Source organism: Mesorhizobium sp. M0011 (assembly GCF_040324155.1).
GTDB lineage: Bacteria > Pseudomonadota > Alphaproteobacteria > Rhizobiales > Rhizobiaceae > Mesorhizobium.
Genome location: NZ_JAMYVQ010000004.1, coordinates 25520 through 50308, shown reverse-complemented (window position 1 = coordinate 50308; position 24789 = coordinate 25520). Strand labels below are relative to the sequence as shown.

15 protein-coding genes are annotated in these 24789 nt (G+C 63.9%); 9 read left to right on the top strand and 6 right to left on the bottom strand.

Translation table 11 applies throughout. The features are described from left to right. Window positions 1–87: 87 nt before the first annotated feature. Both NKK51_RS05795 and NKK51_RS05790 read right to left on the bottom strand, forming a co-directional pair. Window positions 88–6141 carry a translocation/assembly module TamB domain-containing protein gene (locus tag NKK51_RS05795; protein ID WP_352551706.1) on the bottom strand — a complete coding sequence of 2018 codons (6054 nt, stop codon included), beginning with the start codon at window positions 6139–6141 and terminating at the stop codon, window positions 88–90. Window positions 6142–6144: 3 nt separating this feature from the next. Beyond that, window positions 6145–8073 carry an autotransporter assembly complex protein TamA gene (locus tag NKK51_RS05790; protein ID WP_352551705.1) on the bottom strand — a complete coding sequence of 643 codons (1929 nt, stop codon included), beginning with the start codon at window positions 8071–8073 and terminating at the stop codon, window positions 6145–6147. A gap of 272 nt (window positions 8074–8345) precedes the next feature. On the opposite strand from NKK51_RS05790, the gene NKK51_RS05785 reads away from it, so the two are divergent. The 7 genes from NKK51_RS05785 (at window position 8346) to NKK51_RS05755 (ending at window position 21115) form a co-directional block, all read left to right on the top strand. Further along, window positions 8346–13844 (top strand): alpha-2-macroglobulin family protein, encoded by a 5499-nt coding sequence (locus NKK51_RS05785; protein ID WP_352551703.1) that lies wholly within the window; start codon window positions 8346–8348, stop codon window positions 13842–13844. A 174-nt stretch (window positions 13845–14018) separates the two neighbouring features. Continuing rightward, window positions 14019–16100, top strand: coding sequence for a penicillin-binding protein 1C (pbpC, locus tag NKK51_RS05780; protein WP_352551702.1), 2082 nt, complete (start codon window positions 14019–14021; stop codon window positions 16098–16100). A 206-nt stretch (window positions 16101–16306) separates the two neighbouring features. Further along, a complete protein-coding gene (locus NKK51_RS05775) occupies window positions 16307–17065 on the top strand; it encodes a M15 family metallopeptidase (protein WP_352551700.1) in 759 nt (252 codons plus the stop codon). Window positions 17066–17285: 220 nt separating this feature from the next. Then, on the top strand, window positions 17286–18311 hold the full coding sequence (locus NKK51_RS05770) for a sulfate ABC transporter substrate-binding protein (protein WP_352551699.1): 1026 nt from the start codon (window positions 17286–17288) through the stop codon (window positions 18309–18311). A gap of 21 nt (window positions 18312–18332) precedes the next feature. After that, window positions 18333–19184 (top strand): sulfate ABC transporter permease subunit CysT, encoded by an 852-nt coding sequence (cysT, locus tag NKK51_RS05765; RefSeq protein WP_013530875.1) that lies wholly within the window; start codon window positions 18333–18335, stop codon window positions 19182–19184. After that, window positions 19177–20061 carry a sulfate ABC transporter permease subunit CysW gene (gene cysW / locus NKK51_RS05760; RefSeq protein WP_352551697.1) on the top strand — a complete coding sequence of 295 codons (885 nt, stop codon included), beginning with the start codon at window positions 19177–19179 and terminating at the stop codon, window positions 20059–20061. The genes cysT and cysW overlap by 8 nt, the downstream gene beginning before the upstream one ends. 13 nt (window positions 20062–20074) lie before the next feature. Then, window positions 20075–21115: a sulfate/molybdate ABC transporter ATP-binding protein gene (locus NKK51_RS05755; protein WP_023813221.1), complete on the top strand. Its 1041-nt coding sequence runs from the start codon at window positions 20075–20077 to the stop codon at window positions 21113–21115. A gap of 15 nt (window positions 21116–21130) precedes the next feature. On the opposite strand, the gene NKK51_RS05750 is transcribed toward NKK51_RS05755, so the two are convergent. The 4 genes from NKK51_RS05750 to NKK51_RS05735 form a co-directional block, all read right to left on the bottom strand. Beyond that, the gene (locus tag NKK51_RS05750; RefSeq protein WP_352551696.1) at window positions 21131–21529 is read right to left on the bottom strand and encodes a type II toxin-antitoxin system VapC family toxin; all 399 of its coding nucleotides are present in this window, start codon (window positions 21527–21529) and stop codon (window positions 21131–21133) included. Then, window positions 21530–21802, bottom strand: a complete 273-nt coding sequence (locus tag NKK51_RS05745; protein ID WP_023813223.1) for an AbrB/MazE/SpoVT family DNA-binding domain-containing protein — start codon at window positions 21800–21802, stop codon at window positions 21530–21532. Window positions 21803–21957: 155 nt separating this feature from the next. Next, complete coding sequence (locus tag NKK51_RS05740; protein WP_128303536.1) at window positions 21958–22443, bottom strand: GNAT family N-acetyltransferase; 486 nt, start codon at window positions 22441–22443, stop codon at window positions 21958–21960. Next, on the bottom strand, window positions 22443–22724 hold the full coding sequence (locus NKK51_RS05735) for a type II toxin-antitoxin system TacA family antitoxin (protein ID WP_023813225.1): 282 nt from the start codon (window positions 22722–22724) through the stop codon (window positions 22443–22445). The genes NKK51_RS05740 and NKK51_RS05735 overlap by 1 nt, the downstream gene beginning before the upstream one ends. Window positions 22725–22977: 253 nt before the next feature. Here NKK51_RS05735 and NKK51_RS05730 point away from each other — a divergent pair, with 253 nt between their 5' ends. Next, window positions 22978–23964, top strand: a complete 987-nt coding sequence (locus tag NKK51_RS05730; RefSeq protein WP_352551694.1) for a sulfate ABC transporter substrate-binding protein — start codon at window positions 22978–22980, stop codon at window positions 23962–23964. 256 nt (window positions 23965–24220) lie between these two features. Next, window positions 24221–24670 (top strand): RrF2 family transcriptional regulator, encoded by a 450-nt coding sequence (locus tag NKK51_RS05725; protein ID WP_023813227.1) that lies wholly within the window; start codon window positions 24221–24223, stop codon window positions 24668–24670. Window positions 24671–24789 lie beyond the last annotated feature (119 nt).

Below are 24789 nucleotides of genomic sequence, written 5' to 3'. Positions count from 1 at the left end.
TCGATAGTCGATTAAACTGAGACATTTACTCCAGCCCGAACAGCGCCAGAATCGATCCATCATGAGGCCAAAAGCCCTGCCGAACTATCAGTATTCCTTCTCGTAGAAGATGCCGCCCTTGCCTTCGCCGGCATCGTTGGCCTCGCCGCGCAGCTTGACGCCGCGCCCGACATTGAGGTCGATCGTAGCCTTGCCCGAGCCCGGCTTGTCGCCCTTCTGGATCGTGACATAGGTGCGGTCGTTGAGGTATTTGCCCGCCGAAACCGCCGTGCCGCCCTGGTCGTCGGTGGTGACGTCGAGATCGTCGACGCCAATGGCGCTGCGCAGGTTTTCCAGCAGCGACGTCGAGCCGCCGACGCCGGCCAGTTGCCCGGCGGCCTCTGCGAGCTGGGCGATCTGCAGCGGCGACAGGTTCGACATCGAGCGGCCGAAGATCAATTGCGCCAGCACCTCGTCCTCGGGCAGTGCCGGCACGGAGGAGAAGGTGAACTTCGGATTGGTCGCTTCGCCCGACACCACGATGGTGACGGTGGCGCTGGTCGTCGTCGTGGTCGCCGTCAAATTGAGATAGGGCACCAGCGAGCCGGAAAACCCGACCGTGCCTTCGGTGAAGGTCAGCCGCTTGCCGAGGATCGACAGCCGTCCGCGCTGCAAGGTGAAGGTGCCGACCGCTTGCGGCGACGAGGCCGGGCCGGTCAGCCTGAGCGAGCCGCCAAGTTCGGCATCGACGCCCCTGCCCTGGATGAAGATCTGGTTCGGGGCGTTGACCGTGACATCGAGCGCAAGGCCGCTACCGCCGCCCTTGCCGCTGGTCGTCGGCGGCCGCAGCGCCTTGTCCTGTGCCTTGACCGCAGCTGGCGCGTTCTTGTGCTTGACGTCGAGCGCCGCCAGCGAGCCCGGCAATTTGTCCGGAACCGTGATCACCGTCTTGGCGAGATTCACGGTGCCGGCAATGACCGGTGCGGAGGTCAGCGGTCCCTTGATCGTCAGGTCGCCCCCGAGATTGGCGGTCACCACCCTTCCGTCCGTATAGCGGCCGTCGACCAGCTTGATCGACAAATCGGCCGGAAAACCCTGCGCCGGGTTGATGCCGACCGTGCCGCTGGCCGACAGGCTGCCGCGCGTGGACAGCGTTCCGGTCAGCCGGTTGATCCTGGCGACGCCGCCGGCAATCGAGACATCGGCGGCGAGATCGTTGACGGCGAGGCCGGAGCGCGCATCGACAAGGCGCGCACCGGAGGTGCTGACGCTGCCACCGATGACGGGCGATGTCGCGGGACCGCGCACCTGCACGTTGACATTGGCGGTTCCAGACAGCGACAGGCCCTGCGCGGCAAGCTTCTGGCTGAGCAGGCCGAACGGCACGGCTCCATTGAAATCGAGCGCCAGCGTCGGCGTGCCTGCCGTCGTCACCGTGCCGCCGCCCTTGAGACCTAGGCCGGCTGCACCGCTGACATTGGCGTTGAAGGTCAGCTTGCTGGCGGCAAAGGTGCCGGATGAGGAAATATTCACCGCGCCGACACCAGCACCTCGGGTCTGCGAGGTCTGCACCCCGGCCGCGTCGATCTTGAAGGCAATGGCAGGGTTCGCCGGCGCGCCCGTCACCTTGACCGTGCCCGAAATCGAGCCGGCGGCGTCGAGCCCCGGCGAGAAACTGTTGGCCAGCGACATTGGCACCCGCGCCAGTGTCGCATTGATGTCGAGCGCCGTGCCGACCTTGCCGGTTACCGTCGCCGTGCCACCCCCAAGGTTGAGCACCAGCCTGTCCAGCGTCGTCGTGCCATTGGCGATGCTGACGGTCGAGGCTTGGGCAATGGCCGCCTTGATGCCCTGGACGGTCGCCTGGCCGGAGGCAAGCTCGATGGTCGTCGTGCCGTTGGCCACTTTCACGCGGCCAGCAGCCTGTGCCGGAATGCCCTTGACTGTGGCGCCGCCGGAAAAACCGGTCCAGTCGCCGTCGCGCTTCAAATCGACATCGATGCCGCTGATCACGGTGCCGCCCGAAATGACGGTGTCGGCGTGGATCTTTCCGGAGATCACGGGCGCCGCCAGATAGTTGGCGACCAGCGCATCGATCGAGACGGCTTTCGCCTGCAGGTCGCCGCGCGTAATCGACGCTGTCGCCGCCTTGATGGCGACCTGGGGTGCTGCGCCATTCTTCGAGAAGGCAATCGTGCCGCGTACGTCGCCTTCGGCCTTTTCCAGCGCCAGTGCCGCGAGCGGGCCGATATCGGGCAGGTCGAGCGCGATGGTGCCGACCGGCACGAACTTCTCGTCCAGCGCCAGATCTCCGGAGATCCTGTTCTTGCCCAGCGACAGCAGCAGCCCGTTGATGGCGCTCTTGCCGTCAGCCGTCGCCAGCACCGCGCTGCCTTGCAGCGCCTGGCCGGCGACATTGCCGGTCAGTTGCACGTTGGCTGCCGGATTGGCGGCATCGGCCTTGCCGGTGGCGGTCAGCTTCAACCCGGTGATCTCTCGCGCCGCCACCAGCAGCCTGTCGCTGTCGACCGTCAGTGACAGGTCCGGCGCGGTGGCCGGCCCCTGTGCGTTCAACGCAAAGGCGATGGCGCCCTTGGCATCCTTCGACAGCAGAGAGATGTCGCTCAGCGCGCCCTTGATGTCGGCGGCCACCTTGTTGTCGGCAAGGCTGGCTTGCCCGTCGGCGGTCAGCGCACCCGAGGCCAGCTTCAATCCGCCTATGTTGATGCTGCCCTTGGGATCGCGCTTCAGCGTGGCGCTGATCTCAGCGCGTTCGCCAAGCATGCCGCGCGCCGCCGCCGGCAAGGCCGACGATGGGGCATCCGCCTTGAGATTGAGGTCGATGGCACCGTCTCGCAGCGATACCTGGCCGGCGACCTGGCTGTTCAACGCATCGCTCTTGAGCGAGCCGCTGTCGATGGCAAACAGGTCGGCCGTCAGGCGGCCGCTGACGGCTGCCGTGACCTTGCCGGCGATCAGCGGCGCGATCACCGGATTGTCGAGACCGACCTTGTCCACCGACACTGTGCCGGAAACCGGCCCTGCACGGTTCTTGAGATCGAACGCATCCGAATGCAACGCCAGGGCAAGCCCGTCCACCCTCGCCGGACTGGTGACGATCGAGGGCAGGATCGCGGAGACATCCAGGCGGGCCCGCGTGCTCTCGCCCGCCACCTTTGCCGACAAGGACTGGACCTCGATCTTGACCGGGCTCTCGGCGCTGCCGACAGTCAGGGGCAAGCTGGGGCCGGATGATATGAGATCGAGCACAAAATCGCTGGCGCCGTTCGGGTTGAGGGTGCCGGCCGCCTTGCCGGAAATCTTGTCGCCGGTCAGCGTCGCCTGATCGAGCATCACGCCGCCGGCCAAGGTGTAGCTGCCGGCCGCATCGACGGCGAGCAGCCCGAGCCCGGCCTGCCGGGTCTGGCTGGTTTCGATACCGGCCAGTTGCGCATTGAAGCGGACATCGGGCGCGGCCGGCGGTCCGGTCACACCAGCCGTGCCGCTGAGCGTGCCCACAGCATCGAGGCCGGGCGAAAATTCATTGGCGAGCGCCGCGGGCAGTGCCGAAAATTGCGCCGCAAGGTCGAGCGTCTGACCGGCAGTGCCCGACAGCGTCACCGAACCGCCGCCGACATCGAGAGCCAGTTTCTCGATGCTGGTCGTGCCGTTGGCGATGCTCATTGTCGACGCCTGAGCGATTGCCGCCTTGATGCCGCGAACAGTGGCTTCGCCCGAGGCAATCTCGACGCTGGTCGTGCCATCGGCGATCTTCACCCGGCCGGCAGCGGTTGCCGGAATGCCCGCTATGGTGGCGCCGCCGGTGAAATTAGTCCAGTCGCCTTCGCGCTTCAGGTCGACGCCGATGCCGCCGATTTCGGTGGTTCCGGAGGTGACGCTGTCGGCCTTGATCGTACCCGCGATCGCAGGCGCCTTGAGATAATTGGCGATCAGCGCATTGACGGTGATGGCCTTGGCCGTCACCTCACCGCGCGCGATCGATGTGCTCTTCGCATCGATCGCAACGGAGGGCGCGTCGCCATCCTTGGCGAAGCGGATGGTGCCGTCGATGTCGCCCGTCACCGCCTGCCCGGCCAGTGCGGCCAGCTGGTCGATAGTGGGTGCATCGAGCGTCAGCGTGCCGAGCGGCATGTACTTGTCGTCCAGCGCGAGATCGCCCGAGACCTTGTTGTCGCCCAGCGAGATCAGGAATCCGTTGATCGAACGCTTGCCCTCGCTTGTCACCAGCGCTGCCTTGATGTCGAGCGGCTGGTCGTTGACGGAGCCGGTCAGCGATACGTTGGCGGCGGGACTGGTGATATCGGCCTTGCCGTTTGCCGTCAGCTTGATGCTCTTCACCGTGCGGCCCGATGCCGTCAGGCTGTCGCTATCGGCGGCAACCGTGAAATCCGGCGCCGTCATGGCGCCACTTGCCGACAGCGCGAAATCGACGCCACCGGCAACCGGCACGCCGACTGTCGGCGACAGCACGGAAATATCGCCCAGTTTGCCCTTGATGTCGGCCTGGATGTCGGTGCCTTGCATGCTGGCCGTGCCGGCGGCGCTAAGCGTGCCGGACGTGAACTCGATCGAGTTGGCGGCGAAAGACCCTTGCGGGTCGCGGGCCGCGCTGGCCGAGAATTTCACCCGGGCGCCGAGCACCGAGGCGATCTGCGGCGGAAAGGCCGTCGCCACGGCATCCGCGTTCATCTTGAGCTGCATCGACAGGTCGGCAAGCGCCACCGTCGCGGTCAGCGAAGCGTTGAGCGCGTCGGAACGCAGCGTGCCCTGGTCGATGGCAATGGCGTCCTTGCTGACCGACCCGGCCAGATCGACATCGATCTTGCCGGTGATCAGCGGCGCCAGCGTCGCCACGTCGGTGTTGAGGCCGCCCGCCTCCAGCTTGACGGTGACCGGCCCGGCGCGGCTCTGGATGTCAAAACCGTCGGAATGGATCTGGGCCGCCAGATCATCCAGCCGCGTGCCGCCGGCGACGATGGAGACGAAGGAGGCGCCGACGTCGATGATCGGCGCCTTGCCGTCGCCGAAGGCGCGGGCGGTGGCATTGCTGATCGCCAGCGTGATCGGCTGCGCCTTGCTGCCGACGCTGATCACCACGGGCGGCCCCTTGGCGGCGAGTTCGACCGAGAGGTCGCTGGCGCCGGCAGGATCGACAATGCCGGTCGCGGTGCCGTGCACGGCATCGCTGTCGATGTTGGCGCGGTCGACACTGACGCCACCGGCCGACGTGGCGGTGCCGGCAATGTCGAAACTGGTCTTGCCGGCAAACAGCGGCTTGAGATTCTCAGGCAGGAAGCGAGCGAAATCGCCGTCGCCCTTGGCCTCGATATGATTGCCCTTGTCGGTCAGTTGGTGGCGACCCGTCAGCTGGGTGACGATCTTGCCGTCGACTGAGAACGTGCCGATGCCGTTCCAATTTGCGAGCGGCCCGGTGCCCGAGACATTTATGTCGACCGGCGGCGTGTCGGGCAGCTTGAGCAGGTTGGCGATGATACCGCCTGCCGGCTCCGAGGCCTTCAGGTCGAGATCGAGCCTGTTGTCTGCCGGCGCAAAGTGGATCTTGGCGTCGACATTACCTTGCTTGCCGTCATGGCGGGTGATGTTGAGCACCGTCTCGACCGCCAGCGGCGCGGCATCGGCCTTGACCGATCCCTTGGCCGCAAGCTCGGCGATGCCGCTGCCGGCCAGTTGCTGGCCAAGCGCGATCTCGGGCAGATCGATCTGCTTGATGTCGATGGAAACCGGCAGCGTCGTCGTGCCGCTCGGCGCCGGCTGTTGCGTGCCGGCCACCGGCAGGCGGGCCAGTTCGATGCGCTCGGCAGCGATACGGTCGGCGCTGAAGCTTTTCGACAGCAGCGCCAGCGGCGACCAGTCGACGGCCACCTTGCGCGCCACCAGCCAGGCGCCCCCGCGATCCTCCAGCACGACATGATCGACGCTGAGCGCCCCGGACCAGATGCCGTCTATGCCGCTGACCGTGATCTTGCGGTCGTCGTCCGAGGCCAGCCGCGAAATGATGCCGGCGAGATTGTCGCGGCCGCGCTCGGTCTTGGTCAGCACCACCAGCGCGCCGATCGCTCCCGCAACCACGATCAGCAGCGTATAGAGAACAATGCGGAGGATGCGCCAGACTGTTTTCATCGCTCAGAATGCCTGTCCGATGCCGGCATAGATGCCGAAATGCGGGTCACCCGGATCGCGGTTGAGCGGCACGGCGGCATCGATGCGCAGTGGCCCGAACGGCGTGACATAGCGCAGGCCGACGCCGGCGCCGACCTTGACGTCGGCGAAATCGGGGACCGACTTGGTCGACACGGTGCCGGCATCGACGAACGGCACGATGCCGATCGTGTCGGTGATGGCGATGCGCATCTCGACCGAGGTTTCGAAGAATGACAGGCCGCCGATCGGCTGGCCGGTGAAGTCCTTGGGTCCGATGCCCTGATAGGCATAGCCGCGCACCGAACCGCCGCCCCCGGAATAAAAGCGCCGGTCGGCCGGCACATGTTCGAGGCTGGTGCCGACGATCGAACCGATAGCGACACGTTCGGCCAGGACGAACTTCGAAGCCGAATCCAGCGACTGATAGGCCGACCCTTCGCCTCTCAGTTTCAGGAACGCCGCACCGCTCAAAATGTCGTAGCTGGGCTCGGCATAGGCCAGCACCCGGAAGCCGCTTGTCGGGTTCAGCCGGTTGTCCCGGTTGTCGTAGACATATTGCAGCGGAATGCTGGCGATCAGGTATTTGTGCTTGCCGAAAGCATCGTGGATGCGGGAATAGTCGAGCGCCACTTCCGCCGAAACCGTCTGCTTCTTGGTCAGTTCGTAGGACAGGCCGGTGCTGCCCTTGACCGAGAAATGGTCGTAGGCGTCAGGATGTTCGAGCACCGTCTTGACGCTGGCGAAGAACTTGGATGCCGGCCCGATCACGCCCGGCTTCTCGAACATGATGCCGGCATTGTAGTTGAGTTCGCCGAGATCGTTGCTGCCGATGCCGCTGATCTTGCCCTCGATGCGCAGCTTCTCGGCCCGGCCGAACAAATTGCGGTGGCCCCAATAACCTTCCAGGCCCAGCCCCTCGGTGTTGGAGAAGGTGCCGCCGATGCCGAAATAGCGTGGCTTGCGCTCGCTGACCTGGACGCCGATCGGAATGTTGCCGTCGGCATCGAGCGTGTCGGCTTCCTTGAACGTCACGCTGTTGAAGACCTCGAGCGCCAGCAGCCGGTCGCGCGCGTCGTCGATTTCTTGCGGCGAGTATTGCCGGCCGCGCTTGAGGCCGGTCATGTATTCGGTGAAGTCGCGGTCGACCTTTTCGGTGCCTTCCACCGTGGTCGGGCCGTAGCCGGCGACCGGTCCGGCGGCGACCGTCAGCGTCACGTCGAGCGTCGAGGTCGCATGGTCGGCGACGATCTGGCGGTCCGTCACCTCCGCCAGCGGTCTGCCTTGCTCCTTCAGCGTCCGCACGATCAGCGCCTCGGCCTTGAGCACCGCGCCGGATCCGGCGTCGCCGCCTGATATCAGGCCATAATCGGCGCTCATCAGTCCTGCCGCGTCGCCTTGCAGCCTGATATTGCCCAAGGTGAATTTCGGCCCGCTGGCGACATCGACAACCACCGGAATCGGCTGGGGGCCCTTGAATTCGGCATCCGGCGGCAAATCGTCGAGCGGCTTGCCGTCTATGGTGACGGTGACGACGCCTTCGTAACGGGCATCGGCATAAAGCGCGGCGACAAGCTGTTCGCGGTCGCTGCGCGCCTTGGCCATCAGCCCGAGCGAGCCTGAAACCGGACGCTCCTCGTCACTCTTCAGCGCCGAGGCATTTTCGAGCTTCTTGACCAGATCCTTGTCGGCGTCGGGGGCATTGATGGTCACGGCGTAGCGCAGGGGATCGACGATATCTGCATCCTCGTCGCTGGACGATCCCCACAGCTTGATGCCGAAAAGCTCGAAAGCGGCCGCCGGGCGCGATTCGGCGACGAGCACGGTCGAGCACATCATGGCCAGCAGCAGGGCGCGCGGAAGCGCACGCCCTGGCGCGCGACCTCCTGACATCTGCTCTTCATGCGCCGGCATTAAGACAACCTAGATTACAAAACTAAAATTGGAATGAAGTTCTGAAGCGCTCGTAAAGGGGCCACAATCCAATTGTCTGAAATAGGGCGGGCTTGGAATTCACACCTTTTGCGTCGCCGCAAGAATGCGTGATCCCCTGTCCTATGGAGGTACTACCGGTCATCGGCCGGAAAGGAAACCGCTGGCAGGCGGAACCCTGCCGCGTCCTTGTGTTGACAAGCCTGACTGAAGCTTGATCATGCCCGGACGTCAGCTGTGTCTGGAGGGGTGTTATGGCAATGCGCGCGGCTCGTGGTCTGTCTATCCTGATTCTTCTGTTTTTCGCCTGGGCCAATGTCCTGGCCTGGAGCAGCGCCGCGCAAGCGGCCGAGGCCCGGCGAATAGCGACAACGGACAATTCCGACTATTTCGGCTTTGATCTCAGGTCCGACCAGAATGTGACAATCGACCAGTGCAAGACGACGTGCCTGGGAGACCCGGCCTGCCGCGCCTTCACCTACAACAAAAAAGCCAAATGGTGCTTCCTCAAATCCGACTACAACCAGTTGAAAACCTTCAACGGCGCGGTCGCGGGCAAGGTCGTCAACATCGATGGCGATCCTGATATCGGCGCGCCGCCGGAACTCGCTTTCTTCCCCAACTGGATGGCCGATCAGGCCCAGCAATACCGCAACAAGCTGCTCGGCCCGGCCTATGATAGACCGACAGAAGGCATGGCTGCCTTGCTTAACGCCGCCGAACAGGCCGTGCTGACCGGCGATCACCGCTCCGCCATGCTGAAATACGAGGCCGCGGTCTCGGTGCTGCCCGATGATGGCCAGCTCTGGCTCAACCTGGCGCGTGAAACGCTGGCCGTTCAGCCCGCCGCAAGCACCTCCGAAGCATCCACTTTGCCGGCGAACGGCACGTCGGCCGCTTTCAATGCCTATAAATTGCTGCGCACCACCAAGACGCGCGCCGAAGTGCTGGCGCTGCTCGGCAATGGGCTCGACAAGCGCGATCTCTACCGGCCGGCGCTGCAGGCCTATGAGGCCAGCCTTGCGCTGAACCCTTCGCCGGCGGTCCAGGCCGACTATGCCGATCTCAAGGCCCGCAAGGGTTTTCGCGTGATCGACCATACCGTCGACGCCGACACCAGCGCGCCGCGCATCTGCGCGCAATTCTCCGAGGATCTGGTCAAGACCGGCGTCGACTACGCGCAGTTCGTCACCGTCGACAACGCGCCACCCAAGGGCGTCGAGGCCAAGGACAAGCAAATCTGCGTCGAAGGACTGGAGCATGGCCAGCACTACGACGTCACCTTCCGCGCCGGCCTGCCGGCGGCAATCGGCGAAGTGACCGCGGCACCCGTGGTGCTGTCGATCTATGTGCAGGACCGCGCACCGTCCGCCCGCTTCACGGGTGACAGCTTCGTGCTGCCGGCCGGCGCGCGCCGCGGCATTCCGATCGTCACCGTCAACATGAACGCCGCCGAAATGAAGCTCTACCGCATCGGCGACCGTTCGTTGGCCCAGCTTCTGTCGGGCTACCAGTTCCTGCACCAGCTCGACGGCTATGACATCTCCAACATTTCCGAGCAGATGGGCGCGCCGGTCTGGCAAGGCCAGCTCGACATCGCCAATGATCTCAACAAGGAGGTCACCACCTCCTTCCCGGTCGACGAGGCGGTGCCGCAGCGCAAGCCCGGCGTTTACGTGCTGACCGCCCAGGCCGTCAACGACAAGAGCGACGACTACAATTCGATGGCCACGCAATGGTTCGTCGTCTCCGACATCGGCCTGTCGACTTATACCGGCCAGGACGGGCTCAATGTCTTTGCCCGTTCGCTGGGCAGTGCCAAGCCGATAGCAGGCGCCGAACTGACCCTGGTTGCCAGGAACAATGAGGTTCTCGGCACGGCGACATCGGATGCTGACGGCCATGCCGTCTTCAACCCCGGCCTGACGCGCGGCGACGGCGGCATGGTGCCGGCCGTGCTGATGGCCAAGCAGGGCGACAATGATTTCGTCTTCCTCGACATGGGCCGGGCCGGCTTCGATCTGTCCGACCGCGGCGTCACCGGGCGCGCGGCGCCCGGTGCGCTTGACGTCTATGCCTGGACCGAACGCGGTATCTACCGCGCCGGCGAGGATGTTCATGTCGCGGCCCTTGCTCGCGACGGCGCCGCCAAGGCAGTCGAGAACCTGCCGCTGACCTTCATCTTCTCGCGCCCCGACGGTGTCGAAAACCGCCGTATCGTCAGTGACGGCGCATCCGCGGGCGGCCATGCCGTCGACCTGCCGCTCGAACCCAACGCCATGCGCGGTACCTGGTCGGTGTCGATCTACACCGATCCCAAGCAGCCGGCGGTGGCCAGCCACATGTTCCTGGTCGAGGATTTCGTACCGGATCGCATCGAATTCGACATGAAGGCCGACAAGCAGGAAATCGCCCTGGGCGAAACCGCCAATATCGACATTGACGGCCGCTTCCTCTATGGCGCGCCGGCGGCGGGCCTGGCGCTGGAAGGCGAGCTGACGCTGTCGACGTCGCGCGACTGGGACCGCTTCCAGGGCTTTTCCTTCGGTCTCGCCGACGAGCAGTCCGCCGAACCCACGGTCACTCCCCTGGCCGATCTGCCGGTGGTTGGCGATGACGGCAAGGCGACCTTCCCGGTCTCCGTCGAGCAACTGCCCTCGACCACCAAGCTGGTCGACGCCAAGGTGACGGTGAGGATGCGCGAAACCGGCGGCCGCGCCATCGAGCGTTCGCTCAACATCGGGATCCGCCCGCAAGGCCATATGATCGGCATCCGTCCGGATTTCGCCGACAATGAGGTGCCGCAGGGCGGCACCGCCAAGTTCAGCCTGATCGCCGTCGATCCCGACGGCAAGCGCGAGGCGCTGAAAGGCGCGCAGTGGACGCTGGTCAAAATCGAGCGCAATTACCAGTGGTACCGCTCCAACAATTCCTGGAACTACGAGCCGGTGACCTTCACCAAGTCGATCGCTAACGGCCAGGTCGACCTCAGCGCCGACGGCGACGCGACCGTCTCCCTGCCGGTCGACTGGGGCCAGTATCGGCTTGAGGTCGAGACATCGGATCCCGAGGGACCGGCAACCAGCTACGAGTTCGATGCCGGCTGGTATGTCTCCTCGACCACCACCGAAACGCCTGACGGCCTCGAAATCGCACTCGACAAGGACAACTATGCCGCCGGCGAAGTGGCCAAGCTGAAAGTCTCGCCGCACTTTGGCGGCGAACTTCTCATCAACATCGGCTCCGACAAGCTGTTGAAGACCGTCACGGCATCAGTGCCGGCCGGCGGCAGCACTGTCGACATACCGGTCGGCGACGACTGGGGCGCCGGCGCCTATGTCACCGCAACCCTGTTCCGGCCGGGCGAGGCGCAGGAAACGCGCATGCCGGCGCGCGCCATCGGCGTGAAATGGCTGAAGGTCGATCCGGGCTCGAAGAAGCTGGCCGTCACCTTGACGCCGCCGGACAAGACCATGCCGCGCCAACAGCTGTCGATCCCGGTTTCGGTCGCCGGCGTGCAGCCGGGAAGCAATGCCTACGTCATGGTTGCCGCCGTCGACGTCGGCATCCTCAACCTGACCAACTACAAGGTACCGGACCCGGAGAACTGGTTCTTCGGCCAGCGCATGCTAGGCATGGAAATCCGCGACATATACGGCCGCCTGATCGACGGCTCGCTTGGCAACACCGGCAAGCTCAGGACCGGCGGCGACGGCGCCAACATGCAGGCGCAAGGCAGCCCGCCGACCGAAAAGCTGGTCGCCTTCTTCTCCGGTATCGTCGAGCTCGATGCCGACGGCAAGGCGCGGGTCGACTTCGACATACCGCAGTTCAACGGCACCGTGCGCGTCATGGCCGTCGCCTGGACCAAGGATGCGGTCGGCCACGCCCAGTCCGATGTCATCGTGCGCGATCCCATCGTGATCACCGCCGGCCTGCCGCGCTTCCTGGCGCCTGGTGACGCCGCCGTCATGCGCCTCGATGTCGCCCACACCGATGGTCCGGTTGGCGACTATGCGTTCTCGATCGAAACGACGGGCGACTTGTCGACCGGCGACAAGCCCCTGCCCCAGAAGCTGACGCTCGCCCAGGGCAAGCGCCAGACGCTGACTGTGCCGCTGATCGCTCAGACGGCCGGCAATGCCTCGCTCACCATCAAGCTCGCCCATGCCGACGGCACCAAGGTCGAGCAGACGCTCTATGTGCCGGTGCGCCCGGCGCAATTACCGGTGACCACCCGGCTGGTGGTTGACCTCAAAGGTGATGGCGGAGCGCTGCGCGTCGACAAGGAACTGCTGGCAGCCAGCCTGCTCAACGGCGCCTCCGTCAGCGTCGGCGTTTCGCAGGCCGCCGCCTTCGACGTGCCGTCGCTGCTGATGACGCTCGACCGCTACCCCTATGGTTGCGCCGAGCAGACCACCAGCCGCGCCATGCCGCTTCTCTACGTCAATGAGTTGGCATCCGGCGTCGGCATGGCCAGCGATCCCGATATCCATGGCCGCATCCAGGACGCCATCTACAAGGTTCTGAGCTACCAGGCCTCGGGCGGCAGCTTCGGCCTGTGGGGCCCGGGCTCCGGCGATCTGTGGCTCGATGCCTATGTCACGGACTTCCTGACCAGGGCGCGCGAGCAGAAATACGACGTTCCGAGCCTGGCCATGAACCAGGCGCTGAGCAATCTGCAGAACTCGCTCGGCTACGACCAGAGCGTCCAGGACCGTGGCAGCGAGATCGCCTATGCCCTCTACGTTCTGGCCCGCAACAAGAAGGCCTCGATCGGCGACCTGCGCTACTATGCGGATACCCAACTCGAAGCTTTCTCGAGCCCGATGGCCGTTGCCCAGCTGGCGGCAAGCCTGGCGCTCTACGGCGACACACCGCGCGCCGAAGCCACCTTTAAGACCGCCTTGCAGTTGGCAAAGTCCACCACCGACTACGACTACTACCGCTCCGACTACGGTTCGCGGCTGCGTGATGGTGCGGCGATGCTGGCGCTTGCGGCGGAATCCAAGCCGGTGCCGACAATCGTGCCGGAGTTGATCAAGCTGGTGACCAGGGAACGCGCCGAAGCCCGCTGGACCAGCACCCAGGACGAATCCTGGATGCTGCTGGCGGCCCGCGCGCTCAGGGAAGGCAATGAAACGATCACGCTGACCGTCAATGGCGCGGCGCATTCCGGCGGCTACTCCAACCAAGTCGAAGGCTCTGACCTGGCCGACAGCCCTCTGACCATCGCCAACACCGGCAAGACCCCGCTGCAGGCCGTCGTCACCACGGTGGCGTCGCCGGTCCAGCCCTTGCCGGCAGGCGGCGACGGCTTCACCATCAGCCGCACCTACTACAAGCTCGATGGCACCGAAGCCAATGTCACCGAGGCGACGCAGAACGAACGCTATGTCGTCGTGCTCAAGGTCAACGAGCAGAACACATGGCCGTCGCGCCTGCTGGTCACCGACCTGTTGCCGGCCGGCTTCGAGATCGACAATCCCGGCCTGGTGTCCAGCGCCCAGTTGACGAACTTCTCGTGGCTGGCGCAGACCGATGCGGCCCATCTCGAATTCCGCGACGACCGTTTCGTCGCGGCGTTCAACCCGGCCGACGGCGACCATGACCACAATCTGACCCTCGCCTATGTCGTGCGCGCGGTGACGCCGGGTACCTATGCGCACCCGGCGGCAACGGTGGAGGACATGTACCGGCCGCAATATTCGGCCCGCACCGCCACCGGCATGATGGAGGTCAAGGCGCCGTAAGGCGCTGATGGTGATGGACGCGATAAGCAAAGTGCCCCCTCACCCGCCCTCCGCTTCGCTCGGTCGACCTCTCCCCGAGGGGAGAGGAGACGACCAGCGCCGGCGCCAGTCTCTTCTCCCCATCGGGGAGAAGGTGGCCGCGAAGCGGCCGGATGAGGGGGCGTCTTTCCAGCCATGAAGATACTTCGCAAACTCGCTATTGGAGCCGCAGGGGGCGCCTGCCTTTTGGCGCTCTCCGCAGCCAGCCTCTGGGAACTCGACCGTGCTTTCCCACCCCCGCTTCCAGCCGAACTCACGGTCTCCACCGAAGTCCAGGATCGCGACGGCGAATTGTTGCGCGCCTTTGCCACGCCGGACGGCTACTGGCGGCTCGAAACCCGCCTCGACCAGGTCGACAAGCAGTTCGTCGACATGCTGGTCACCTACGAAGATAAGCGTTTCTGGGACCATGAAGGTGTCGACGTGCTGGCGCTGGCCCGCGCCGCCGGCCAGTTCGCCACGAGCGGCCACATCGTCTCCGGCGGCTCGACGCTTTCGATGCAGCTTGCCCGGCTGATCGAGCCGCGCGAAAGCCGCAGCCTCGGCTCCAAGGTCAAGCAGATGCTGCGCGCCATCCAGATCGAGCGGCGATTGTCGAAACGCGAAATCCTCGAACGCTACCTGACGCTGGCGCCTTATGGCGGCAATCTGGAAGGCGTGCGCGCCGCCTCGCTCGCCTATTTCGGCAAGGAGCCGAAACGGCTCACCGTTTCCGAATCCGCCCTGCTCGTCGCCCTGCCGCAACTGCCGGAAAAGCGCCGGCCTGACCGCAATTTGAAGATCGGCCACGCCGCCCGCGACCGGGTGCTGACCCGCATGGTGTCCTCCGGCCTGCTCGGTGAGCGCGAGGCCGCGCGCGCCGCCCTCGACGATGTGGCGGGCCTGCGCCGCACGCTGCCGGCGCTCGCCCCGCACGCCGCCTATGCGATGTTGCCCAAGGCCGTCCCCGGCCAGCCCTTGCAGCTGACGATCCGCAAGAGCGTCCAGGAGGGGCTGGAACAGGTGGCGAGGGACGCGGCCACCAAGCTCGGCCCTCGCCTGTCGGTCGCTATGGTGCTGGCCGACTCCCGCACCGGCGACATCCTTGGCGAAGTCGGCTCGGCCAATTTCTTCGACGCCAGCCGCTCCGGCTGGATCGACATGACAAAGATCGTCCGCTCGCCCGGCTCGACGCTGAAGCCCTTCATCTACGGTCTGGCCTTCGAACAGGGCCTGGTGGCGCAGGAAACGCTGATCGACGACAGCCCCGTCGATTTCTCCGGCTACCGACCGAAGAATTTCGATATGGGCTACCAGGGCGATGTCAGCATCCGGCAAGCGCTGCAATTGTCGCTCAATGTGCCGGCGATCCGCGTGCTCGACGCGGTCGGGCCAACGCGGCTGATGGCGCGCTTCCGCCAGGCCGGCGTCAGCCCCATACTGCCGGTCAACGAAGCCCCGGGCCTGGCCATCGGTCTTGGCGGCGTCGGGGTGACATTGCGCGACCTCGTCCAGCTCTACACAGGGCTCGCCAATGGCGGCAAGACGCACACGCTGCATGATGGCACCGAGCCTGCCAATGCCGAGCGCACCAGCGCCACCATCCTCGACGGTCAGGCCAACTGGCAGATCATCGACATACTGTCGGGCGTCAAGCCGCCCGAGGGTGCCTTGCAGCGCGGCATCGCCTACAAGACCGGCACGTCCTACGGATACCGCGACGCCTGGTCGGTCGGCTTCGACGGTCGCTATGTGCTGGGCGTCTGGGTCGGCCGCCCCGACGCCGGCGCGGTGCCCGGCCTTTCCGGCTATGTCTCGGCCGCTCCCATCCTGTTCGAGGGTTTTGTCCGCTCGGGCCTCGCCACCGTCCCCTTGCCGGGCAAACCGCCCGGCATGTTCAGCCCCAGGCGCGAGGACCTGCCGGTGACGCTCGCCCGCTTCGGCGCCGGGTCGGACGGCCTGGTGCAGGCGACAGTGACCGAACCCGCGCCGACCATCATCTTCCCGCCCGACGGCGCCCGCGTCGATCTCGGCACCAATTCAGTCGACGCCTCGCCGCTGGTGCTGAAGCTGCAAGGCGGCCGTGCGCCGTTCCGCTGGCTGGCCAACGGCAAGCCACTCATCGGCATCGACCGTCGCCGCACCGCGACCTGGCAGCCCGACGGCGCCGGCTATTCGACGCTGACCGTCATCGACGCCGCGGGACGTGCGGCCAGCGTAAAAGTGTTCGTCGAATAGATCGCGCCAAGAGATTCATGGAATTGGCTTTTCGGACGCTCGGCAAATAGCAGGATACTCACCCCATGCCTGTTCCGAGGCACCCCCCTCTGGCCTGCCGGCCATCTCCCCCGCAAGGAGGGAGATCGGATGTCCTTTCCGCTTTCGCCAACTGTCAAAGACAATACGCAACGGCAAAGCTGCCAATCTCCCCCCTTGCGGGGGAGATGCCCGGCAGGGCAGAGGGGGGTGCCTCGCGCAATCCTCGATCGTTAGCAGCCTCAGCACTGGCAGCAACAATCCTTATCGCGGCAGTCACCCTCCCCGCTTTCGCCGACGCCCTGCCCGCCGGCTTTGTCCGGCTCGCCGATGTCGACCCTTCGATCCGCCAGGACATCCGCTACGCCGGATCGGACAATTTCCTGCACCGCAAGGTGAACGGCTATGACGCGCCGGCCTGCATCCTCACCGAGCAGGCGGCCCAGGCACTCGGCCGTGTGCAGAAGGCGATCGTCGCCAAAAGCCTGACGCTGGTCGTGTTCGATTGCTATCGCCCTGCCCGCGCCGTCGCCGATATGGCTGAATGGACGAAACAGGGCGGGCCGCCCGATCCGCAATGGTATTCGAGGGTCAGGCGCAGCGACCTGATCGCCAACGGCTATGTCGGAGAGCTGTCGACCCATTCACGAGGCTCGACCGTCGACGTCGCCATCGCCCGGACGGACCGCAGGTCCAGCCCCAACCCGGCCTGTGGCGCGGTTGATACCGACACGCTCGATTTCGGTACCGGCTTCGACTGCTTTGATCCGATGAGCGAAACCGCCCACCGCGGCCTTGCCAGTGAAGCGGCGGCAAACCGCAAGATGCTTGTCGACGCCATGCGCGCTGGCAGCTTCAAGAACTATGCAAGGGAATGGTGGCACTTCACGCTGAAAAGCGAACCGTTCGCCAGACAGCGTTTCGACTTTCCCATCACCGCCGATTGATGCACCGGACCAAATTCCACACCTTGCCTCGGCACCGCCCCTTGCTAGATAGGCTGAGTGGCCGGGCCATGGATTCTTCCTTTGGCCGCAAGAGGAAAATATTTCTCCTAACGGCGAAATGGCGTCGAACATTTTCTCAAGAGGGGCAAAAAAGGCAACATTGAATGCATCTAATTTCTACCAATTCGGTAGATTTGGCGCGGGTTCAACGGAGGCAGAAATGACCAAACCTCATTTCAGGAAACTGCTCGGCGCACTGGTCGCCACATCTGTCCAGTTCGGCACGCTCGGTTTCGCGTTTGCCGATACCACCATTCTCAACGTGTCCTACGATCCGACACGCGAGCTCTACAAGGCCTATGACGAAGCTTTCGTCGCGCATTGGAAGGCCGAGACCGGAGAGATGGTCACCGTCCAGCAGTCGCATGGCGGATCGGGCGCCCAGGCCCGCGCCGTGATCGATGGCCTCGACGCCGATGTGGTGACGCTGGCACTTGAAGGCGACATTAATGCCATCGTCTCGAAGGCGAAGAAGATCAATCCGGACTGGCGCACCAAATTCGAAAACAATTCAGCGCCTTACACCTCGACCATCATCTTCCTCGTTCGCAAGGGCAATCCCAAAGGCATTCACGACTGGAGCGACCTCGTCAAGGACGGTGTCCAGGTGATTACGCCTAATCCGAAAACTTCCGGCGGCGCGCGCTGGAACTATCTCGCCGCCTGGGCCTACGCTAACGCCAATGACGGCGGCGACGAGGCCAAGACCAAGGAGTTTGTCGGCAAGCTCTACGCCAATGCCCCGGTGCTCGACACCGGCGCGCGCGGCTCGACCGTGACCTTCGCGCAAAAGGGTCTTGGCGATGTGCTTATCGCCTGGGAAAACGAGGCCTATCTGGCGCTCGACGAGTTCGGTGCCGACAATTTCGACATCGTCTACCCGCCGACCTCCATCCTGGCAGAACCGCCGGTGGCGGTGGTCGACGCCAATGTCGATGCCAAGGGCACGCGCAAGGTCGCCGAAGCCTATCTGAGCTGGCTCTATTCCAAAGAAGCGCAGACGATCATAGCCAAGAACCATTATCGTCCTGCCAAGCCCGATCTGGTGCCGGCCGAGGACCTCGCCAAGCTGCCGCCGATCAAGCTCGTAACCATCGACGATCCACAGTTTGGTGGCTGGAAAAAAGCACAGCCTTATCATTTCGGCGATGGTGGTATATTCGACCAGATCTACAAGCCCCAGTAAGCAGTCGATATTCAGGACGACATGACCACAGCACCCGCCCAGGCGGGGTGGCGATTCAGGCAGCCGAGCGTCATTCCGGGTTTCGGATTGACGCTCGGCTTCTCGCTTGCCTACCTCACCCTCATTATCCTCATCCCGCTATCCGGGCTGCTCTGGCGCTCGGCCGCCCTTGGCTGGCCTGAATTCTGGGCGATCGCCACCGATCGCCGCACCATCAATGCGCTGAGAATCAGCTTCGGCACCGCCTTCGTCGCAGCTGCGGTCAACGTCGTCTTCGGCACGCTGGTCGCATGGGTGCTGGTGCGCTACCGCTTCCCCGGCCGCCGCATCGTCGATGCCATGGTCGACCTGCCCTTCGCCCTGCCGACGGCTGTGGCCGGCATCGCGCTGACCACGCTCTACGCGCCGAACGGCTGGATCGGCAAATTGCTGATGCCGCTCGGCATCAAGGTAGCCTATACGCCGCTCGGTATCGTCATCGCGCTGATCTTCATTGGCCTGCCCTTCGTCGTGCGCACCGTGCAGCCGATCATGGAGGAGATCGACAAGGAAGTGGAGGAAGCCGCCGCCACGCTTGGCGCCAATCGCTTCCAGATCATCACCCGCATCCTGTTTCCGGGCCTGGCGCCGGCCATCGTCACCGGCTTCGCGCTCGCCTTCGCGCGTGGCGTCGGCGAATATGGCTCGGTCATCTTCATCGCCGGCAACTTGCCCTACAAATCAGAAATCGCACCGCTGCTGATCGTTATTCGGTTGGAGGAATACAATTATCCGGCGGCAACCGCGATCGCGGCGATCATGCTCGCTTTGTCGTTCATCATGCTTTTGGTCGTCAATCTCGCACAGTCATGGAGCCGCAAGCGCTATGGCTGACCCGGAGATCAAATCCTACGAACCGCATCATGAAAGCCAGTCGGCGGCGGTCACGGAAAGCCGCCCTGCGCGCCTGGCTCTGATGGCCGTCGCCTTCGCCTTCCTCGGCATTTTCCTGCTCTTGCCGCTGATCATCGTCTTCAACGAAGCCTTCGCCAAGGGCATCGGTGCCTACACCGAAGCGCTCGGCAGTGCCGACACGCGCTCGGCGATCCGGCTGACGCTGCTGGTGGCGGCGATCTCGGTGCCGCTCAACATCGTCTTCGGCATCTCCGCCGCCTGGGCGATCGCCAAGTTCGAGTTCAAGGGCAAGGCCTTCCTGACCACGCTGATCGACCTCCCCTTCTCGGTCTCGCCGGTCATATCGGGCCTCGTTTATGTGCTTCTGTTCGGCGCCCAGGGGCTGCTCGGCACCTGGCTGAAAGCGCATGGCATCGTCATCCTGTTTGCCGTGCCGGGCATCGTGCTGGCCACAATCTTCGTCACCTTCCCCTTCGTCGCCCGCGAGTTGATCCCGCTGATGCAGGAACAAGGCAATGGCGACGAGGAGGCAGCGCTTTCGCTCGGCGCCAATGGCTGGCAGACCTTCTGGTGCGTGACCTTGCCCAACGTCAAATGGGGGCTGCTCTACGGCGTGCTCCTGTGCAATGCGCGTGCCATGGGCGAGTTCGGCGCGGTATCGGTGGTGTCGGGTCACATACGCGGCCTGACCAACACCATGCCGCTGCATGTCGAAATCCTCTACAACGAGTACAACGCCGTCGGTGCCTTCGCCGTCGCTTCATTGCTTGCGGGCCTGGCGCTCGTCACGCTGGTCTTGAAAACACTTCTCGAGATGCGCTACGGCGCCGAGATCGCCGCGACACGCGGGCACTGACAAAGGGACCACTATGGAAGTTCGCGTTGCCAACGTGCGCAAGGAGTTTGACCGGTTTCCGGCGCTTCACGACGTCTCGCTCGACATCAAGTCGGGCGAACTGATCGCGTTGCTGGGACCGTCCGGTTCCGGCAAGACGACACTGCTCAGGCTGATTGCCGGGCTGGAGCGGCCGACACGGGGAAAGATATTCTTCGGCGACGAGGACGCCTCGCACAAGTCGATCCAGGAGCGCAATGTCGGCTTTGTCTTCCAGCACTATGCGCTGTTCCGGCATATGACGGTGGCGGACAATATCGGCTTCGGCCTGAAGGTCCGGCACGGACCGTCGCGCCCGCCGGCGCAGGAGATCCGCCGTCGCGCCTCCGAGCTTCTGGATCTCGTCCAGCTTTCAGGGCTCGAAAAGCGCTATCCGGCGCAGCTCTCCGGCGGCCAGAGGCAGCGCGTGGCGCTGGCGCGCGCCATGGCGATCGAGCCCAAGGTGCTGCTGCTCGACGAGCCGTTCGGCGCGCTTGACGCGCAGGTGCGCCGGGAATTGCGCCGCTGGCTGCGCGAAATCCATGACGCCACCGGCCACACCACCGTCTTCGTCACCCACGACCAGGAAGAGGCGCTGGAGCTTGCCGACCGCGTTGTGGTGATGAGCCAGGGCCGCATCGAGCAGGTCGGCACCGCCGACGATATCTACGACACGCCGAACTCGCCCTTCGTCTACGGCTTCATCGGTGAATCAAGCTCGCTTCCCGTCAAGGTCGAGAATGGCGAGATCTGGCTCGCCGACCGTCCGATCGGGATTGCCGCGCCCAACGAGCCCTCGGGCGATGCGACGCTCTATTTCCGCCCGCATGATGTCGAACTGCTGGACGGCTGCAGCGGCTGCATCGCCGGCACGGTCGCCGCCAGCCGCCGCGTCGCCGGCACGCGCCGGGTCGAGCTTGAGATCGGCGGAGAGCGCCAGCGGGTCGAAATCGAACTGCCGGTCGATCACCCCGCGGCCCAAAAAAGCCGGGTGGCGTTCCGCCCCGGACGCTGGAAGCTTTTTCCGGCGGCTTGATCCTCTGGTCGAGGGCTACGCCAGCCAGTTCTCGACCTTCAGGCCTTTGATCCGGTTGAACTCGCCCGTGTTGGCGGTCACCAGCATGGCGCCCAATGCACAGGCATGAGCGGCAATAAAAAGATCGTTGTGGCCAATGGTCTGGCCTGCCGCTTCAAGCTCGGCGCGAAGTCCGCCATACTCGGCATCCACCGGCACATCGAGCGGCAAGACAGGAATCTCGGCCAGCAAGTCTTCAACCTTCTTGAGCAGCTTGGCCGATCCCTTCCTGGCGCAGCCATATCGCAATTCCGAGGCGACCACGATGCTGGTGCAAACCGCGTCATCTCCCTCGCGCGACATTGCCCTCGCGGCCTTGCCAGCCGGGTTTCGGATCATGTCGCTGATGATGTTCGTATCCAGCATGAACCGCATCTAGAAAATGTCCTCGGATTTGACTGGCGTGTCGTCGATCTCGGGGAAGTCGTCTTCAGGATCGAGCGGCGGCTCTTTCGCCCACTGGGCGAGCAACGCGGTGAGGCCAGGTTTGCGAACCGGCTCGATGACAAGACGATCGCCTTCCCGGCTGATCAGGACTTTTTCGCCGGGAAGCTCGAACTCGACAGGAATGCGCACCGCCTGGCTGCGGTTGTTGCGAAACAGCTTCGCCTCCTTGGGCGGCGTTGTTGAATGACGGTTCTGGGGCATGTTGCAGCTCTTTTGTATATGCCATTTGTATATGCCAAACAGCGCCACGGTGCAAGGCCCGGGAAAACTCGGCACAGGAGACATCGCCTGCCATCGCACCCCGGAACGTTTCGGTCTGATGGCGGTCGGCTTAATTCATGCTTCGAGCGACACGACTATCCTTTCGTCACGCCTTTCAGCGACAGCACCAAGGTCATTGGGTTTTTCGGCGAAGCCGCAAAACCGTAGTGTTCGTAAAAGGCTTTCGCCTCATCCGATATGGCATGAACAAATATCCCGCGAATCCCGAGGATCGTCGCGGCGCGACCTGCCCGTAAAACGGCGTCTTGCAGCAGCGCGGCACCCAGCCCCTTGCCTTGCCAGCCCGCGTCGACGGCAAGACGCCCGAGCACGACCATCGGAATGGGATCAGGCATGTTGCGACGAATGGCGCCGGGTGCCTGCGCGAGATCAAGCCCGCCCGAAGAGAGGCAGGAATAACCGACAACGCGCGCGTCTTCCGCCACCACATAGGTACGCGACGCGCCGCTGACCTGGTTGGCTCGCGCCCTCAGGCGAAGCCATTGGTCGAGACTTTCCGTCCCGCTTCGAAAAAGGTCGAGATCGTGGTTTTCGGCCAGAGGCGCGGGCGCCGATAGTATCATCCCTGCCACGGCCTGGGCACGTTCATAAGGCGTGCAAAACCTTCACCGCTTGGCGTCTCATCGAGGATGTCGAGATAGTGCCGATAGCTCTCGGGATCCACCTTGATCAGTGCCTGGTCGAGCAGCGTGTCCTCGGCCGCACGATATGCAGCATCGATCATAAAGTCGGAACGGGTCTTCCCGCGTATTTTCGCAGCACGGTCGATCAATATGCGCACATCCTCTCGGATGCGCAGATTGACAGGCTTGGCGTGGGTCTCGGGTGTGGTCTTTGTCATGGCAGCGCTCCTTGTCGCTCCCGTAGCACACCTGCATACACAATGTGTATCTTTTTTCGGAACAGTCAAACGAATTGGAACGATCGGCGTCCACCGAGGCGAAGTCGCACTTGAAAGAAAAAACTATGACCCTTCTATTCCGGGGATAGGTTTTCTAGAAGCGATGCATTGATCCTCGGACCCATGCCTCGTCGCACACCACGCACCCCGGCTATGGTCCGACCATAAACACATTGCATCGGAGCCTGTTTTCATGAAGCGATTTTTCCTCGGGCTTGCCACCGTCGCCGGCCTGTTCCTCGCATCCTCCCCGGCCTGGTCGGCTGACAAACTGCTCAACGCATCCTATGATGTCGGCCGCGAACTGTTCGTGCAGGTCAACAAGGCTTTCATCGCTCAGCATCCGGGCGTCACCGTCGACCAGTCGCATGCCGGCACTTCGGCGCAGGCGCGCGCCATCGCCGAGGGCCTTGGCGCCGATGTCGTTACCTTCAACCAGGTCACCGACATCGACTTCCTGGTCAAGAAGGACCTCGTGTCGGCAGACTGGCAGAAGAACTTTCCCGACAACGCCTCGCCCTTCTATTCGCTGCCGTCCTTCCTGGTACGCGCCGGCAACCCCAAGCATATCAAGGACTGGAACGATCTCGTGCGCGACGACGTGCAGGTGATCTTCCCCAACCCGAAGACATCAGGCAATGCGCGCTACACTTATCTGGCGGCCACCGCCTACGCCAAGGAGGCCTTCAAGGGCGACGACGCCAAGGTGAAGGAGTTCATCACCAAGCTGTTCAACAACGTGCCGATTTTCGACACCGGCGGCCGCGCCGCGACCACCACCTTCGTGCAGCGCGAGATCGGTGATGTGCTGATCACCTTCGAGTCGGAGACGCGCGGCATTCGCAAGGAGTATGGCGACGGCAAGTTCGAGCAGGTCACGCCTTCGGTCAGCCTGCTGGCCGAATTCCCCGTCGCGATCGTCGACAAGGTTGCCGACGAGCACGGCACGCGCGATCTGGCCAAGACCTATCTCGACTTCCTCTACACGCCGGAGGGCCAGGACATCGCCGCCCGCAACGGCCTCAGAGCCCGCGACGCCGCTGTGGCGGCAAAATACAAGGTCGATTTCCCCGATATCCGGCTGCTGACGGTGGAAGACGTCTTCGGCGGCTGGGACAAAGTACAGAAAGAGCATTTCGCCGCTGGCGGCCTGCTCGACCAGACCTACGGCAGCCGCTGAAGGCCGCGATATCTGCGGAGTAGACGGAAAAGCCGGCGCCCTGCCGGCTTTTTTCGTTTTTGAACGCCGAAAACCTGGTTATCAGCAGAATATCCGCCTTCTCAGTGCAAAACGTTACAAAGAATCAACGCGTTTATGCCTAACGTGCAATCTGGTGGCTGTTTGCGAAACATCATCGCAGGGCGAAGACGTCATTATTTGCACACAAACAGTCGGCAGATGCGAGTGGTTGGGGCTTTTATGGGTTGATCTGGGCATGCTGACAAAAAAAGGCAAATACGGCCTCAAGGCCCTCGTGCATCTGTCTGGCCTGCCGGCCGGCCAATTGGCCTTCGTCAATGACATCGCTGTGGCCAACAATATCCCGAAGAAATTCCTCGATGCCATCCTGGGCGAGTTGCGCAATGCCGGCTTCGTCCAGAGCCGCAAAGGCAAGGAAGGCGGCTACCGCCTTGCCCGGTTGGCCTCCGAAATCAAGATCGGCCATGTCGTGCGCGTGCTTGACGGGCCGCTGGCGCCGATCCCTTGCGCCAGCCGCACGCAGTATCAGCGCTGCGAGGATTGCGACGAGGCGACCTGCCAGGTCCGCCACATGATGCTGGAGGTGCGGCAGGCTATCGCCGAGGTGCTGGACAATCGCAGCCTCGCCGCCATGCGCGATGCGGACAATGACGATTTTCCGGTCGAGCTGACGTCGCAGATCTAAACCACCGACTGCAAGCTGACCGCGCTCAGACAGACATGAGATTCTTCCATTGAAGAGGGAGTTCTCCAAATCCCGGGTTGCGAAGACCTGAAATCACAGGAGAACCCCATACAGTTTGG